Source organism: Erythrobacter sp. S249, assembly GCF_057364975.1.
Window position 1 is genome coordinate 1,618,345 of record NZ_CP200287.1, and the last position, 13,216, is coordinate 1,631,560.

The following is a 13,216-nucleotide window of genomic DNA, read 5'->3' on the forward strand; positions in this document are numbered from 1 at the left end:
TCAGCTCCAGCACGCCAATGTAGCGTACAGAGATTTTTCTATCGAGCCTGCGGGCTATGCCGCGATGCCTAATGATTGTTTAACACGCGCGCTGGAGCAGCCTCGAAAAAGCTTGCGTCCCAATCTGGCACTTATTCCAAGCCGTTCGTTAGCTTGGTTGATCAGTCGTCGCGTGAGATTTTCTCTTTGCGTTCATGCGCTTCTTGCGCCTCAACGGTCATGGTCGCAACTGGCCGCGCGATCAGCCGCTTTAAACCGATCGGATCACCAGTTACCTCGCAATAGCCATATTCGCCCTCGTCAATACGGCGCAGGGCGGATTCAATCTTGGCTACAAGCTTACGCTGACGGTCGCGGGTGCGCAGCTCAATGCCCCAATCGGTTTCGCTCGATGCGCGATCATTCAGATCGGCTTCTCTAATTGGGCCATCTTGCAAGGATTGGAGCGTTTGATCAGCCGCATCGCGGATTGATCTTTTCCACTCAAGCAGGAGCATACGGAAATAGTTCTGCTGCTGCTCGTTCATATACTCTTCGTCATCGGTAGGCACATAGCCCGCCTCGAGCATACTCTTCGCTTTGGCTAGAATATCAATATCGTCAGTCGACGCAGTGGCCATGTGGTCCTCTTACCCCAATCGCATTCGGCGAGACTATCCAATTCGCTTAGCGCGGAAATTCCAAACGCTTCGCTGGCCCCCTGAGTCTACGCATTGAGCGCGCCTATAGGCTTGCAGTCTGAGACGCACAAGCGGCTTTGCTCAACCCAGTGTCATCACGGAGCCCAAAAGTTCTGCATCTCGCGCACTTCGAGTTGTCCAATCACAAAAATTAACGTCGCCGTTAACCAATTGTTGACCACGAGGAGCGAGGACTTGGTTAAGCGGACCAGCCGGGGGGCGTTGGTTTCGTGATTAACGGGGTAACCAAACAATGGAACTTAAACCAATCACTGGCGGCGTAGCCACCGAACTGGGCACAGACCTGAACAATGAGATCCTTGCCGAATATCTGGCAGCAGCATCTCAGGGCGACATTTCAGCGCACTTTGACCTGGGCGTGTCTTTTTCAACCGGCAGCAATGGCGCCGAATGCGACCTTATCGAGGCGCACAAATGGTTTAATCTTGCCGCTGCGCAGGGTCACGAAGAGGCCGCGTGGTGCCGCGCTGACATTTCTGATGAGATGACCGCTCGCGAAATCGCAGAAGCTCAGCGCCGGGCGCGCCAATGGCTTTCTGAAACTCGCCGCCAAGCGGCCTAATTCTGCTTGAAAGGCGTACGCCTGTCCAAAAGGACTTGATCGGTCGCCACGCCATCGCGCTCGCGCTCTAGGAAGTCCGCGACCGCGTCACGAAAACCAGGGTCGGCAATCCAATGCGCCGACCAGGTTTGCACGGGTTCATAACCACGGGCGAGCTTGTGACCGCCTTGCGCGCCAGCTTCTACCCGGTCCAGACCGCGTTCGATCGCGATCTCTATGGCTTGGTAATAGCACAGCTCAAAGTGCAGAAAGCGCACATCGCGCGCGCATCCCCAATAGCGGCCATAAAGCGCATCCTGGCCGATGAAATTAAGTGCGCCTGCAATCGGGATCCCCTCGTCCAGAGCGAGGATCATGACCAGGCTGTCGCCCATCCGCTCCTGCAGCAGTGTAAATGCCTCGCGCGTTAAATAAGGCGTACCCCATTTTCGCGCGCCGGTGTCTTGGTAGAACACCCAGAACGCATCCCAATGCTCCGCTTTTATGTCGTTTCCTGAAAGGCGGAAAATTTGTAGATCTTTCTGCGCCGCCGCCCGCTCTTTGCGCAGGTTTTTGCGCTTACGGGACGAGAGAGCATCCAGAAAATCATCGAAAGTGCTATAGCCGCGGTTGATCCAATGAAATTGTAGATCGCTTCGCTTCAACCAACCGGCATCCTCGAACATAGGCATTTGCGCCTCATCGATGAAGGTCGCGTGCGCTGATGAAAGCCCGTTTTGCTCGCATACCAATTCTGCGCCCTTAAGCAGGTGCAGCGCCAATGATGGATCAGACAGCAGAAGACGCGGACCGGTCGCAGGGGTAAACGGCGAGGCAATCTGAAGCTTCGGGTAATAGCGCCCGCCGGCACGCTGATAGGCGTCGGCCCAGGAGTGGTCGAACACATATTCGCCCTGGCTGTGCCCTTTGGCATAGCTCGGCATGGCCGCCAGCAGTTTGCCATTCTCGCCGGAAATGGCGATAGGCACGGGGTCCCAGCCTGTGCCTTCACCCACGCTGCCGGAATCCTCCATAGCGGTCAGGAATTCATAGCTTACGAAAGGGTTCTCAGTCGAGTCGAGCGCATTCCATTCGGCCGCATCGAATGAGCCAACGCTCGGCGCCAGCCGCACGGTCAGCTCATCGCCGCTCACGCGATCCCCTCACCTTCAGCAATCGGCGCGTCGATCAACCCTTGCGATCGCTCGCGCAAGTCCTTGCTGCGAATAGTCCAGCTGAGCAGTGGCCGTTTCGCCGCGCGCCAAGTCTCGCACAGCGCATTGGGAAGGTCGCGAATATCCATCGCCAGAAAATCTGGCTGAGCTTGCTCGAGCGCGCCGGGCTGACGCCACACGCCTAGAAAGCCAAGGTCTAGGGTGTCTGTGCAGACCAAGCCTCGGGTTCTTTCAGGATCATGTTCGGCGAACCAATGCCCGACGCGCGGATCGAAGCTCATGACCGCATGATCGCCCGCATAGCTAGCCAGTGCAGCACTGACGCATTCGCATGTCAGACACACATCATACCAAGGCTTTGATTTCACCTCGATCAGCAGCGGCACTTTGCCGCCAATGACCTCGAGAAACTGAGCTAGCGGGACGGGATGCTCCCCTGTCCCTAACAAGCGCAGCTGAGCAAACTCACCCATATTGAGCGCGCCTGTTTCGCCCTCTTGGTCCGTCAGTCGGGCAAGCTCCCAGTCATGGAAGACCATCGGCTCATTGTCACAGCTGCGCTGGATATCGCATTCAATGCCCATGCCCGCTGCGATGGCCGCCTCCGCTGCGGCGACCGAGTTTTCAGGGACACTTGGCCCATGCAGTCCGCGGTGGGCATAGGCCCACTCGGTGAGCCAATGCGGAGCGCGGCGCTCACTCACTGGCAATGGCGATAATCGCGTCCACCTCAACCGCAGCGCCAAGCGGCAAGGCTGGCACGCCGACGGCTGCACGGGCATGACGGCCAATATCGCCAAACACCTCTTGCATCAGATCAGAAGCGCCATTGGCGACCTTCGGTTGGTCGGTGTATTCCGGCGTGCAATTGACAAACGCGCCAAGCTTTACGACACGCGTCACGCGATCGAGATCGATCCCGGCCGCTTTGAGCTGCGCCAAAATCATCAACCCGCATGCCCGAGCCGCCGCCTGACCATCTTCAAGCGAAACATCATCACCCAACCGGCCAGTCGCAAGCTCTCCCCCAATAAAAGGCAATTGGCCGGAGACATGCGCAAATCCGTTCTGCAACACGACCGGAACATAGCTCGCAACAGGCGCAGCGGCCTCTGGCAAAGTGATACCAAGTTCCTTCAGGCGGGCTTCGATACTCATCGTGCTTCCTCTTCCAAACGCTCTAACAACCACGGTAACGCACGCGACCACTCATCGATCCTTGCATTGGCGTGACCGGCCTTGTGCGCGCAATCGATGTGCGGCGCGATCATAGGCTCCCCGCACAGGTGCAGCCGCACCGTGTCCGGCACCACTTCAGATGCGGATTCGTGATGCTGCGCCAAGTCATCGATGAAAATCGCCCGACTCGGCGAATATTCCTCCAAGATGGATTGCAGCGCCGGGCCTTTCGGGCCCTGATTGGTGAACACGCGGGCATTGAGGCCGTGCTCCGCCAATTGCTGAGCGCGGTGATCGCGCCGCTCATCGACCAGATTGGTCAGGATCACTACGTCAGCTTGCTCTGACAAGTGGTTGAGGCCTTCGACCGCCCCAGCGATCGGCATTTGGCTGTCCATTTCGGTGTCGAAAAAGCTACCAAGAAATCGCCAGATGTCCTTTTGGTCGAGAACATTGCCACTGTTCTGCCAACGCAAAGCGGTCGCGAAGCTGTTGCCCTCCAGCTCAAAATCCACGCCTTGGCTGCTCTCCAGCCACTGCTTGAACGGCGCGACCATGTGCAGGATGACTTCGTCGCAATCGCTGATGATGAGAGGGCGGCTCATGATGCTAGCTCCTGGCGGGCAGCAATCAGTTCTTCAGGCGTCACTGCGAGCGCTTCAGCCGCTCTGATCAGGTCCGGTTCGTGGTTCGCGAGAAAATCGAAAACCGAGGCAAGGACCGTCGGATCGTTCAATCCGCCGCGCAAACTATCCGCATCAAGACCGGTCAAATCGAGGTAGCGCTCCGCGCGCTCACCGTCCTCCAGGACCCACCCCAGCACCGCCAAAGCGAGGGTTTGCGGGCTAAGCTGTTGCGCTCCGGCATCGTGAATATTTGGATTTTGAATTGTCGTAACCTCTTTGTCGGGGTAATCAGCCCACTTCGGGGGAGCATCGGTCAGTGGCAAAGCGAGTCTTGGTTGTCGAGGATAATGACCTCAATCGAAAACTGTTCTGCGACGTGTTGAAGGCAAACGGCTTTGAAGTCGAGCCCGTCGCGGATGGTGATCAGGTGCTTGAAATGGCGCGCGGAACCGCTCCTGATCTGATCATTATGGATATTCAGCTACCCGGCATTTCCGGTGTGGACCTGATCGAAGCGGCCAAGCGTGACAACTCGCTTTGCGAGATCCCGGTTTTGGCAGTCACAGCCTTTGCCGGAAAGGGTGACGAGGAACGGATCCGCTCGGCAGGCGCAGCCGGTTATCTGGCAAAGCCCGTTTCGATCATGCCGTTTATGAATGCGGTCAAAGCTCTGGTTTAGAGCCGAAACGCAGGCTGCGACGTCAGCTTGAATTCTGGAAATTGGAGGCCAAATGGCCATGAAGCGGCAATGATTTGAGCCGTTTGCCCCCGAGAAATGGTTTCATATGGGCTGGTCTGCGATTCCAAATACCTCTAGACCTCATCCTTGAAGCTGAAGTTGCACCGAGAAAGTGAGCGCCAACACCATGGATTCTGCCGCAGTTGATGAGCGTATCCGCGCCTTGATCGAGCCTTTTAATAAGAAGGGCGTCGCTATCGAAGACGCGACAACATTTGCTGGCGATCTAGAGTTCGACAGCCTCACCGTGATGGATTTCGTCGCCGAGATTGAAGACGAATTCGACATCATCATCAGCATGAATCAACAGGCCGAAATCGAAAATTACGGTCAGTTGGTCGCTGCTGTGCACAAAATGCAGGATAGCTGATATAGGCCTTGCCCATGACTGAGACCCTTACCGATATCGCGCCATCAGGCGATCTGCTATCCAAATTCGACGACCTCATCCAAACGCGCGAAACCCTGCTCGCGAGCGGCATTGAAGACCCCTTCAATCTCGTCATGGAAAAGGTGCTCTCGCCAACCACTGCGATCTGCAATGGGCGCGAGACAATCTTGCTCGGCACATACAATTACATGGGAATGACGTTCGATCCGGATGTGATCGATGCAGGCAAGCAAGCCTTGGCTGATTACGGCTCAGGCACCACCGGCAGCCGCCTCCTTAACGGTACTTATCAAGGTCACCGGGAATGCGAAGATGCATTGCGCGAATTTTACGCGATGGATCACGCCATGGTGTTCTCGACGGGCTACCAAGCCAATTTGGGGATCATCGCGACTCTTGCCGGCAAGGGCGACTACATCGTCCTCGACATCGATAGCCACGCCTCGATTTGGGATGGCTGCGCGATGGGGAATGCTGAGGTTGTTCCGTTCAAGCATAATGATATCGAAGCGATGGAAAAGCGCCTGCGCCGTATTCCAGAAGGCGCTGGCAAACTCGTCATCCTCGAAGGCGTCTATTCGATGCTGGGCGACGTTGCCCCGCTTAAAGAAATGGTTGCGATCGCGAAGAAATATGGCGCGATGGTGCTGGTCGACGAAGCGCATTCGATGGGCTTTATTGGCGAAAACGGACGCGGCGTGTGCGAAGAGCAAGGCGTGATCGACGATGTTGATTTTGTCATCGGGACTTTCTCGAAAAGCGTTGGGACAGTTGGCGGTTTCTGCGTGTCCAACCACCCCAAATTCGACATCATGCGGCTTGTCTGCCGCCCCTATGTCTTCACCGCCAGCCTGCCGCCAAGCGTGGTGGCGACGGCCGCGACCTCCATTCGCAAGTTGATGCACGGCGCGAACAAACGCGCGCACCTTTGGGAAAATTCCAAACGGCTCCATGGCGGTTTGACCGAGCTCGGCTTTGAGCTTGGAACGAGCGAGCCGCAAAGTGCGATTGTGGCCGTCATCATGCCGGATCTGGAGCGGGGTGCTGCCATGTGGGAAGCGCTGCTGAAAGAAGGGCTTTACGTCAATCTGGCGCGCCCACCGGCAACACCGGCGAACATGACTTTGCTGCGCTGCTCGCTATGCGCTGAGCATTCGGCGGAGGAAGTCGAAACTATCCTCGGCATGTTCGAACGTGCCGGCAATGCGATAGGCATTATCTAAGAAACTAGGCGCGTACTTCGGTTGCGTTGTCGCAGGCGTTCACTTCGCCTTCGTTTTCGCTGCCCGCGAGCTGCGTAAATACCACGAAGCCGCCGACCACCAGAATGACGAAGGCCGTGGTTACCCAACCAAGGTATTTGTCGATGACCGCCTTGATCGGCGCGCCGAACAGCTGGAACAGCACGCCGACGATCATGAAGATGAGCGCGCGCCCTGCGATGGCAGCGAGCGTGAACGTCATGAGGTTCATCTCGATAAAGCCCGCCGTGATTGTCATCAACTTAAACGGAACCGGGGTACCAGCGGCAAAGAAGACGGCCAGGCCGCCCTGCTCTCTGATGTAGCAAGCCGCAACCGGAAAGCTCTCTGTGAGGCCCAGCACACCGATCACCCACGAGCCCACAGCGTCGTAAAGAAAGTATCCGATCGCATAGCCGAACAGCCCGCCAAGCACCGATGCCACCGTTGCGACGACTGCAAAGCGGAGCGCCTTCTTTGGCTCGGCCAAGCACATCAGGCCAAGCAGTGGGTGCGGCGGAATGGGGAAGAAGCTCGATTCGATGAAGCAGAAGAACGCCAGCCACCACACCGCCTTTGGGTGAGCGGCCTTGTCCATGGTCCAATTGTAGAGACCGCGCAGCAATTTCATCATGAGCTTGGGTGTCTTTCGCCAGTTCGCGCCCGATTGATCACCAGCACTTAGCCGCGCCCTAGACAGGACGCAACTGAGACTAAATAACCGATTTGGTACTTTTGCATTGACATTGTCACGATCATCGGTTAGAAGAAATCAACATCGCGATAGTGTGAGTCGAAACGAGGGGCTGAGACAACCTCAGACCAGCTCCCGCGACTTTCCTATTTCGGTCCCCTGGCGTTTCAGCTTCAGCCGGGCCGAGCGGAGACCAAAGATGCCAGACAATTCACGGTCGGATCATTCCGACCACGAAAAACGCCCGCGGATAAACTCGCGCTGGCGCGACCGATTTATTGAGTGCCTCGCGCAATCCTCAAACGTCAGCCGCTCTGCTGAGTTTGCGGGCGTATCAAATAGCTATGTCTACCGTGCTCGTGCCAACGAGCCCGAGTTTGCCCGGCGCTGGCTCGCAGCTTTGTGGGAAGGGTATGAACATTTGGAAATGGAAGTCCTTCGCCGCCTGCGTGAAGGAGACCTGCAAACAGATCATGCGACAAAGTACGACTTCGCCAATGCCATTCGCCTGTTGAACGCCCACCGCGACAACGCCGCCAGAGCGCAAGCGGAGCAGCGCAATGTAAGCGCCGCCGAAATTCGCGGATCAATCGATCGCAAGGTGGAGGAGATCCGGCACAGAATACAGCAGGAGCGGGCCCGAGAAGCGAAAAATTCGTGATCGAGCAACATGATTGGCTGGCGACTGCGCCGGCCATGCTCCGCGAAGAATTGAGCCGCGTACTCAACGCTCAAGAACGCGCGGAATTTGCCTATCACTGGGGTTTTTTTGCGCGGCTTGCACAATTGCCACCCGAAGGTGACTGGCGCATCTGGCTGATCCTGGCTGGAAGAGGTTTTGGCAAGACCCGCGCTGGCTCCGAATGGGTGCGATCAGTTGCTGAAGGCAATCCTCAGGCGCGGATCGCATTGGTCTCGTCTTCGCTGGCCGAAGCGCGCTCTGTTATGGTTGAGGGAGAAAGCGGAATTATCGCATGCTGCCCGCCAGAGCGCAGGCCCGTTTTTGAACCGTCACTAAGGCGGCTGCGCTTTCCCAACGGAGCGCAAGCGCAGCTGTTCTCTGCCGCGGAACCGGAATTACTAAGAGGTCCTCAGCACACCCATGCTTGGTGTGACGAAGTCTGCAAATGGCCGCTTGCTCATGAGCGAGCAACGCGGTGCTGGGACAATCTCCTGATGGGTCTCAGACTTGGCAGCGACCCACGGATTGCAGTGACCACAACGCCGCGCAGCGTGCCATTGATCGCGCGAATTTTGGAACAAGAAGAAAGCGGCGAAGCTGCTGTCACGCGCGGTTCGACCTATGACAATTCGATCAATCTGCCGCAGCGTTTTCTTACCGCGATTGAGGGGGAGTTCGCGGGCAGCCAGCAGGCCCGGCAGGAAATTGATGGCGAGATCCTGACAGATATCGAGGGTGCGCTGTGGACACGGTCGATGGTCGAACATGCCCGGGAAACGGGCGAGAGACCTGATGATGCGAGGGTGGTGGTGGCGGTTGATCCGCCCGCCTCGGCCAATGGTGATGCCTGCGGAATTATTGTTGCCGCTCTGGGGCAAGATCAAATTGGGCGTGTGCTGGCGGATTGCACAATCGAACAGGCCAGCCCTGAACAATGGGCCCGGCGCGTTGCCGCGGCCGCAGAGGAATGGAATGCCGACCGTGTGGTCGCAGAGGCCAATCAAGGCGGCGCGATGGTTTCCAGCGTGCTGCGCGCCGCCAACAACACACTGCCGATAAAATTGGTCCACGCCAGCCGCGGCAAAGTCGCCCGTGCTGAACCCGTTGCGGCACTCTACGAGACCGGGCGGGTGAGACATTGCGGATTATTCCCGCAGCTCGAAGACCAAATATGCGGCCTTAAGACCGGCGGGGAATACGCCGGACCAGGCCGCAGCCCCGACCGCGCCGATGCGCTGGTCTGGGCGCTCACAGAACTAATGCTCGGCCCATCTCATCGGCCACGCGTGCTGCCAATCTGACTGCAGAAGGAAAACTCATGGCATTGCTCGAAACAATCGCCGCTGCTTTTAAAGGCGGCGAGGAAGCTCGTGTGCCTCTTGCACCAAGCTTCATCCCAACCTGGGCGCCAGCTTTTAATGCAGCGGATGGCACCCGAAACTACGAATATCACAAGGCGATCCGCGACGGCTTTTTGAGCAATCCGATTGCTCAACGCGCCGTCCGCATTGTCGCGGAAGGCGTCGGCCAATCACCGCTGACCTGCAATGACGATGCTTTAAAGGCTCTGGTGCAATCGACCAGCGCAGGACAGTCCTTGATCGAGACGATTGCAGCGCATGTTGTGCTGCACGGCAATGGCTTTATCCAAATCATCAAAGATGCATCCGGGCAGGTCGTCGAATTGTTCGCCTTGCGTCCAGACCGAGTAAAGATTGTTGCCGGCTCTGATGGATGGCCGTGTGCGTTTGAATATCGCCCTTCCGACCAGCCAATTACGATCCCGCTGGAGGATGAAAGCGGCTGGGCCAACATGATCCATATCAAGGCCATGCATCCGGTCGAGGATCACTATGGCGCGGGCGCTCTGGCGGCGGCCCATGAGGCAATTGCCATTCACAATGCGGCGGCAAATTGGAACCGTACTTTATTGGAGAACGCTGCAAGGCCATCTGGCGCTCTTGTCTATGACACAGGCGATGGGGTGGGCCTGACCACAGATCAATTCGACCGGCTTAAGTCTGAACTCGCCAGCGCCTTTTCTGGCCACAGCAACGCAGGCCGCCCTATGCTGCTCGATGGCGGGCTCAAATGGCAAAGCATGGCGTTGTCTCCCGCGGACATGGACTTTGCGACCCTCAAAAGCGCGGCTGCACGAGACATCGCGCTCGCATTTGGTGTCCCGCCGATGCTGCTGGGCCTGCCGGGGGACAATACCTATTCCAATTATCGCGAAGCCAATCGAGCGCTGTGGCGACTGACCTTACTGCCGCTCGCTGATAAGCTCTTTGGCGCTTTGCACGAAGGCTTGGCGCCGTGGTTCCCGGAGGGGGAGCTGCGCGTCGATATGGACCGCGTACCAGCGCTTTCAGAAGACCGCGAACGGCTGTGGAAGCAGGTTTCTGACGCTGAATTCCTATCCCGCGCCGAAAAGCGAGAGATGCTCGGACTGCCCCCAGAGGAAGCTGACGGGGAAACGCCATGAGCCGCGAAGAAATGCTGGCCAGCTTAATGGTCCAGGCCTCTGAAAATGGCGCAGACATCGCGACACTGCGAGCCATGATCGAGGAATCGAGCGAACTGGCGGCGGAAAAAGTCCTAGCCCGATTGGGGTTAGGTGATGCGGGCGCTCAAGTCGATTTGGATGAACTGCGCGAGCTGCTGCAGGCTTGGCGCGATGCCAAGACAAGCGCTTGGAAAGCATTTGTAGGCTGGGCGATACGGGCCCTGCTTGCCTTGGTCCTGATCGGTATCGCTGTCCGATTGGGCGGTTGGGAGCTGTTGAAATGAGCGCCGAGCCAATCCGTTTCGCCGGCTATGCCAGCCTGTTTAACATCGCTGATGCGGCGCAGGACACGGTCAGGCCTGGCGCATTTCTTGATACGCTGACAGCACAGGACGAACCTTTGCCGCTGCTGTGGCAGCATAGGCCCGACCAGCCTCTCGGTGTCATCGAGGATATCTCAGAGGATGCCAAAGGGCTGCGCATTATCGCCCGGATCGACAAGCAGGATGCGCGCGGTGCCGCAATGCTCAAGCAAGGTGAGGTCGATGGGCTCAGCTTTGGCTATCGCGCTCGCCAATATCGCAAAACCGATAGGGGCCGCGAATTGCTCGCCATCGATCTCTTCGAGGTCAGCCTCGTGTCTCATCCCCTGCAACACGGTGCGCGAGTGCATCTCGTCACCTGACAATCACCGCGCATTTTCAAATTTCCCAACTGGCCGCCAACGGGGCGGCCTTTTTTATGCCCAACAGAAAGGTTGCATGCCCCATGGAAAGCACTCCCGTCCCTAATGTTACCCCCAATGATCAGCTGGAAGAGAGCTTCGATATTGTCGCTCGGCAAGATCAGGCTGAAGCCGATATTGTTGGCCTGCGCAGCGATGTCGACGAAGTGAAAGCGCGGCTTGATAAGGTCTCCCGCGCAGCTGGTCGGCCATCAATTGGCGGCGCCAACACATCAAACGAAGTCAAGGGCTTTGTCGATGGCTACTTGCGCCGCGGCAAAGAGAGCGAAATCAAGTCGATCAGCGGCTCAGTCCCTACCGATGGTGGGTATGTAGTGCCACGAGAAATCGATGCTCTGATCTCTACCGAGCTTGCTGAAATCAGCCCGATCCGCTCCATCGCCCAAGTCGTGCAAACTGGCAGCGCTGGCTATCGCAAGCTCGTCTCAACTGGCGGTACCGCGTCGGGCTGGGTCAGTGAGACATCAACGCGCCCGGAAACCGACGCGCCAGAATTTGCCGAAATCGCGCCGCCAACTGGCGACCTCTATGCCAATCCAGCCGCCAGCCAAGCAATGCTGGACGATGCCGGATTCAACCTTGAAGCATGGCTCGCTAGCGAGATCGCAAACGAATTTGCCCGCGCAGAGGGTGCAGCGTTCGTTTCTGGCACGGGCTCTGACCAGCCTGAAGGCTTCCTCAGCGCTCCCATGGGCACTGGCGAAGATGGGGTGCGTGCATTCGGCACTTTGCAATATGTCGGCTCCGGCGATGCGAACGGCTTTGATGGCGCGCCCGATGCCAAGCTGATCGATCTCATTCACACGATGAAATCAGGTCACCGGCAAGGCGCCAGCTTTGTGATGAATTCGGCCACATTGGCTGAAGTCCGCAAGCTAAAGACCGCTGATGGCGCGTTTCTCTGGCAACCTGGTATGGTCGAGGGCCAACCGGATCGCCTGCTAGGCTATCCTGTGGTCGAAGCCGAAGACATGCCCGACATCGCCTCAGGCACCTATCCAATCGCGTTCGGCAACTTCCGCCATGGCTATTTGATTGCTGAGCGCAGCGCGACGCAAGTGCTGCGTGATCCGTTCACCAACAAGCCGTTCGTGCATTTCTACGCCACCAAACGGGTCGGCGGCAAAGTGCTCGACAGCAATGCGATCAAACTCCTCAAGGTCGAGGCCTGATCGGCTCCCGGCTAGGTTGAGTTAGCCCCTTTCTCCCTAGCCGGCACCCCGCACCCGCGCCGCTCCAGGCCACCCTCCCGCCTGCTGAAGCGGCGCGGGTGCACCCTTATTGAAATCTGTTTCTGGGAGACCGCAATGCGGCGGACTATTGTGATTGCGGCCGACCTCAATGGCGCACCGCTTGATGAGTTGAAGACCTGGCTCGGGATCACTCGATCCAATGAAGATGATGTGTTGGTCGAGCTGCTTGCGACTAGCCTTTCCATGTGTGAGGCCGTGATTGGCCAAGTGCCGCTGGAAGTCGCTCTGGAAGAAAGCTTGCCGCCTATTTCAGGGCGTTACCACTTGCCATCTCGTCCCGTTCAAAGCTTGATATCGGCAGAACTTCTCGCCCAAAATGGCATACGCAGCACGCTTGCAGACGATGATTTCGAGATCGAGATTGATAGCGCCGGACGCGCCTGTTTCACGCTCATATCATCTGCTGATGCACGAGCCGTCATAGTACAGACGGTCGCCGGCATGGCTGCCGATTGGGAAGAGCTGCCAAAGCCGCTGCGCCACGGGGTCATTCGGCTGGCCGCCTATTATTACCGCGACCGCGATCGTGAAGAAGCGATCGCACCGCCAGCCAGCGTCAGCGCACTCTGGCACCCATGGCGCACAGTGGGCCTGACATGACAGCCCAACGTGTAGGTAGCGCGAGCGCTGATCTGGTGCAGCGCCTCACTCTTAAAGCCAAGAGCATCGCCGAACAGCGCGCTACATTTCGCCATGAGCAAAGCAAAGCTCGCCATCACGTCTGCCGCAGCGCCCGCACGCTC

General features: G+C 57.7%; 18 protein-coding genes. 11 read left to right on the forward strand and 7 right to left on the reverse strand.

Annotation, left to right across the window (positions count from 1 at the left end):
* Positions 1-161 precede the first annotated feature (161 nt).
* Entirely contained in the window at positions 162-620 is a 459-nt protein-coding gene (gene dksA, locus AC0V6V_RS07595; RefSeq protein WP_486164814.1) for an RNA polymerase-binding protein DksA, read from the reverse strand.
* Positions 621-933: 313 nt separating this feature from the next.
* Between dksA and AC0V6V_RS07600 the strand changes: the two genes are divergently transcribed.
* The gene (locus AC0V6V_RS07600) at positions 934-1,263 is read left to right on the forward strand and encodes an SEL1-like repeat protein (protein WP_486164815.1); all 330 of its coding nucleotides are present in this window, start codon (positions 934-936) and stop codon (positions 1,261-1,263) included.
* Here the strand turns inward: AC0V6V_RS07600 and AC0V6V_RS07605 are convergent.
* The 5 genes from AC0V6V_RS07605 to AC0V6V_RS07625 are packed head-to-tail and all read right to left on the reverse strand — an operon-like array spanning position 1,260 to position 4,545.
* The gene (locus AC0V6V_RS07605) at positions 1,260-2,396 is read right to left on the reverse strand and encodes a GNAT family N-acetyltransferase (RefSeq protein ID WP_486164816.1); all 1,137 of its coding nucleotides are present in this window, start codon (positions 2,394-2,396) and stop codon (positions 1,260-1,262) included. The two genes, AC0V6V_RS07600 and AC0V6V_RS07605, sit on opposite strands and share 4 nt — an antisense overlap.
* On the reverse strand, positions 2,393-3,121 hold the full coding sequence (locus AC0V6V_RS07610) for a glycerophosphodiester phosphodiesterase family protein (RefSeq protein ID WP_486164817.1): 729 nt from the start codon (positions 3,119-3,121) through the stop codon (positions 2,393-2,395). Before AC0V6V_RS07610 ends, AC0V6V_RS07605 begins: the two co-directional genes overlap by 4 nt.
* Positions 3,114-3,575 (reverse strand): RidA family protein, encoded by a 462-nt coding sequence (locus tag AC0V6V_RS07615; RefSeq protein WP_486164818.1) that lies wholly within the window; start codon positions 3,573-3,575, stop codon positions 3,114-3,116. Before AC0V6V_RS07615 ends, AC0V6V_RS07610 begins: the two co-directional genes overlap by 8 nt.
* Positions 3,572-4,201 (reverse strand): HAD family hydrolase, encoded by a 630-nt coding sequence (locus tag AC0V6V_RS07620; protein WP_486164819.1) that lies wholly within the window; start codon positions 4,199-4,201, stop codon positions 3,572-3,574. The genes AC0V6V_RS07615 and AC0V6V_RS07620 overlap by 4 nt, the downstream gene beginning before the upstream one ends.
* A complete protein-coding gene (locus tag AC0V6V_RS07625; protein WP_486166274.1) occupies positions 4,198-4,545 on the reverse strand; it encodes a DUF3572 domain-containing protein in 348 nt (115 codons plus the stop codon). The genes AC0V6V_RS07620 and AC0V6V_RS07625 overlap by 4 nt, the downstream gene beginning before the upstream one ends.
* On the opposite strand from AC0V6V_RS07625, the gene AC0V6V_RS07630 reads away from it, so the two are divergent.
* The 3 genes from AC0V6V_RS07630 to spt all read left to right on the forward strand — a co-directional run bounded on the left by AC0V6V_RS07630 (position 4,539) and on the right by spt (position 6,575).
* Positions 4,539-4,901 (forward strand): response regulator, encoded by a 363-nt coding sequence (locus AC0V6V_RS07630; RefSeq protein ID WP_486164821.1) that lies wholly within the window; start codon positions 4,539-4,541, stop codon positions 4,899-4,901. The two genes, AC0V6V_RS07625 and AC0V6V_RS07630, sit on opposite strands and share 7 nt — an antisense overlap.
* Positions 4,902-5,088: 187 nt before the next feature.
* Positions 5,089-5,331, forward strand: coding sequence for an acyl carrier protein (locus AC0V6V_RS07635; RefSeq protein WP_486164822.1), 243 nt, complete (start codon positions 5,089-5,091; stop codon positions 5,329-5,331).
* A 14-nt stretch (positions 5,332-5,345) separates the two neighbouring features.
* The gene (gene spt, locus AC0V6V_RS07640; RefSeq protein WP_486164823.1) at positions 5,346-6,575 is read left to right on the forward strand and encodes a serine palmitoyltransferase; all 1,230 of its coding nucleotides are present in this window, start codon (positions 5,346-5,348) and stop codon (positions 6,573-6,575) included.
* 4 nt (positions 6,576-6,579) lie between these two features.
* Here the strand turns inward: spt and AC0V6V_RS07645 are convergent, their stop codons facing one another.
* Positions 6,580-7,224, reverse strand: coding sequence for a YqaA family protein (locus AC0V6V_RS07645; RefSeq protein ID WP_486166062.1), 645 nt, complete (start codon positions 7,222-7,224; stop codon positions 6,580-6,582).
* Positions 7,225-7,381: 157 nt separating this feature from the next.
* Between AC0V6V_RS07645 and AC0V6V_RS07650 the strand changes: the two genes are divergently transcribed.
* The 7 genes from AC0V6V_RS07650 (at position 7,382) to AC0V6V_RS07680 (ending at position 13,073) form a co-directional block, all read left to right on the forward strand.
* Positions 7,382-7,948, forward strand: coding sequence for a hypothetical protein (locus tag AC0V6V_RS07650; protein ID WP_486166275.1), 567 nt, complete (start codon positions 7,382-7,384; stop codon positions 7,946-7,948).
* Between the two features lie 35 nt (positions 7,949-7,983).
* Positions 7,984-9,270 (forward strand): DNA-packaging protein, encoded by a 1,287-nt coding sequence (locus tag AC0V6V_RS07655; RefSeq protein ID WP_486166063.1) that lies wholly within the window; start codon positions 7,984-7,986, stop codon positions 9,268-9,270.
* A 17-nt stretch (positions 9,271-9,287) separates the two neighbouring features.
* Complete coding sequence (locus AC0V6V_RS07660; RefSeq protein WP_486164825.1) at positions 9,288-10,454, forward strand: phage portal protein; 1,167 nt, start codon at positions 9,288-9,290, stop codon at positions 10,452-10,454.
* Positions 10,451-10,759, forward strand: a complete 309-nt coding sequence (locus AC0V6V_RS07665) for a DUF6127 family protein (RefSeq protein WP_486164826.1) — start codon at positions 10,451-10,453, stop codon at positions 10,757-10,759. The genes AC0V6V_RS07660 and AC0V6V_RS07665 overlap by 4 nt, the downstream gene beginning before the upstream one ends.
* Positions 10,756-11,160, forward strand: a complete 405-nt coding sequence (locus tag AC0V6V_RS07670) for an HK97 family phage prohead protease (RefSeq protein ID WP_486164827.1) — start codon at positions 10,756-10,758, stop codon at positions 11,158-11,160. The genes AC0V6V_RS07665 and AC0V6V_RS07670 overlap by 4 nt, the downstream gene beginning before the upstream one ends.
* An 83-nt stretch (positions 11,161-11,243) precedes the next feature.
* Complete coding sequence (locus AC0V6V_RS07675; protein ID WP_486164828.1) at positions 11,244-12,392, forward strand: phage major capsid protein; 1,149 nt, start codon at positions 11,244-11,246, stop codon at positions 12,390-12,392.
* 135 nt (positions 12,393-12,527) lie between these two features.
* Positions 12,528-13,073, forward strand: coding sequence for a head-tail connector protein (locus AC0V6V_RS07680; RefSeq protein WP_486164829.1), 546 nt, complete (start codon positions 12,528-12,530; stop codon positions 13,071-13,073).
* Positions 13,074-13,216: the final 143 nt, after the last annotated feature.

Bases quoted from the DNA above. Each gene is read 5' to 3' on its own strand.
- AC0V6V_RS07665 (WP_486164826.1), top strand. From the start codon at position 10,451: ATGAGCCGCGAAGAAATGCTGGCCAGCTTAATGGTCCAGGCCTCTGAA.
- AC0V6V_RS07600 (WP_486164815.1), top strand. From the start codon at position 934: ATGGAACTTAAACCAATCACTGGCGGCGTAGCCACCGAACTGGGCACA.
- AC0V6V_RS07680 (WP_486164829.1), top strand. From the start codon at position 12,528: ATGCGGCGGACTATTGTGATTGCGGCCGACCTCAATGGCGCACCGCTT.
- AC0V6V_RS07675 (WP_486164828.1), top strand. From the start codon at position 11,244: ATGGAAAGCACTCCCGTCCCTAATGTTACCCCCAATGATCAGCTGGAA.
- AC0V6V_RS07655 (WP_486166063.1), top strand. From the start codon at position 7,984: ATGCTCCGCGAAGAATTGAGCCGCGTACTCAACGCTCAAGAACGCGCG.
- AC0V6V_RS07615 (WP_486164818.1), bottom strand. From the start codon at position 3,575: ATGAGTATCGAAGCCCGCCTGAAGGAACTTGGTATCACTTTGCCAGAG.
- AC0V6V_RS07670 (WP_486164827.1), top strand. From the start codon at position 10,756: ATGAGCGCCGAGCCAATCCGTTTCGCCGGCTATGCCAGCCTGTTTAAC.
- dksA (WP_486164814.1), bottom strand. From the start codon at position 620: ATGGCCACTGCGTCGACTGACGATATTGATATTCTAGCCAAAGCGAAG.
- AC0V6V_RS07660 (WP_486164825.1), top strand. From the start codon at position 9,288: ATGGCATTGCTCGAAACAATCGCCGCTGCTTTTAAAGGCGGCGAGGAA.
- spt (WP_486164823.1), top strand. From the start codon at position 5,346: ATGACTGAGACCCTTACCGATATCGCGCCATCAGGCGATCTGCTATCC.
- AC0V6V_RS07620 (WP_486164819.1), bottom strand. From the start codon at position 4,201: ATGAGCCGCCCTCTCATCATCAGCGATTGCGACGAAGTCATCCTGCAC.
- AC0V6V_RS07635 (WP_486164822.1), top strand. From the start codon at position 5,089: ATGGATTCTGCCGCAGTTGATGAGCGTATCCGCGCCTTGATCGAGCCT.
- AC0V6V_RS07645 (WP_486166062.1), bottom strand. From the start codon at position 7,224: ATGAAATTGCTGCGCGGTCTCTACAATTGGACCATGGACAAGGCCGCT.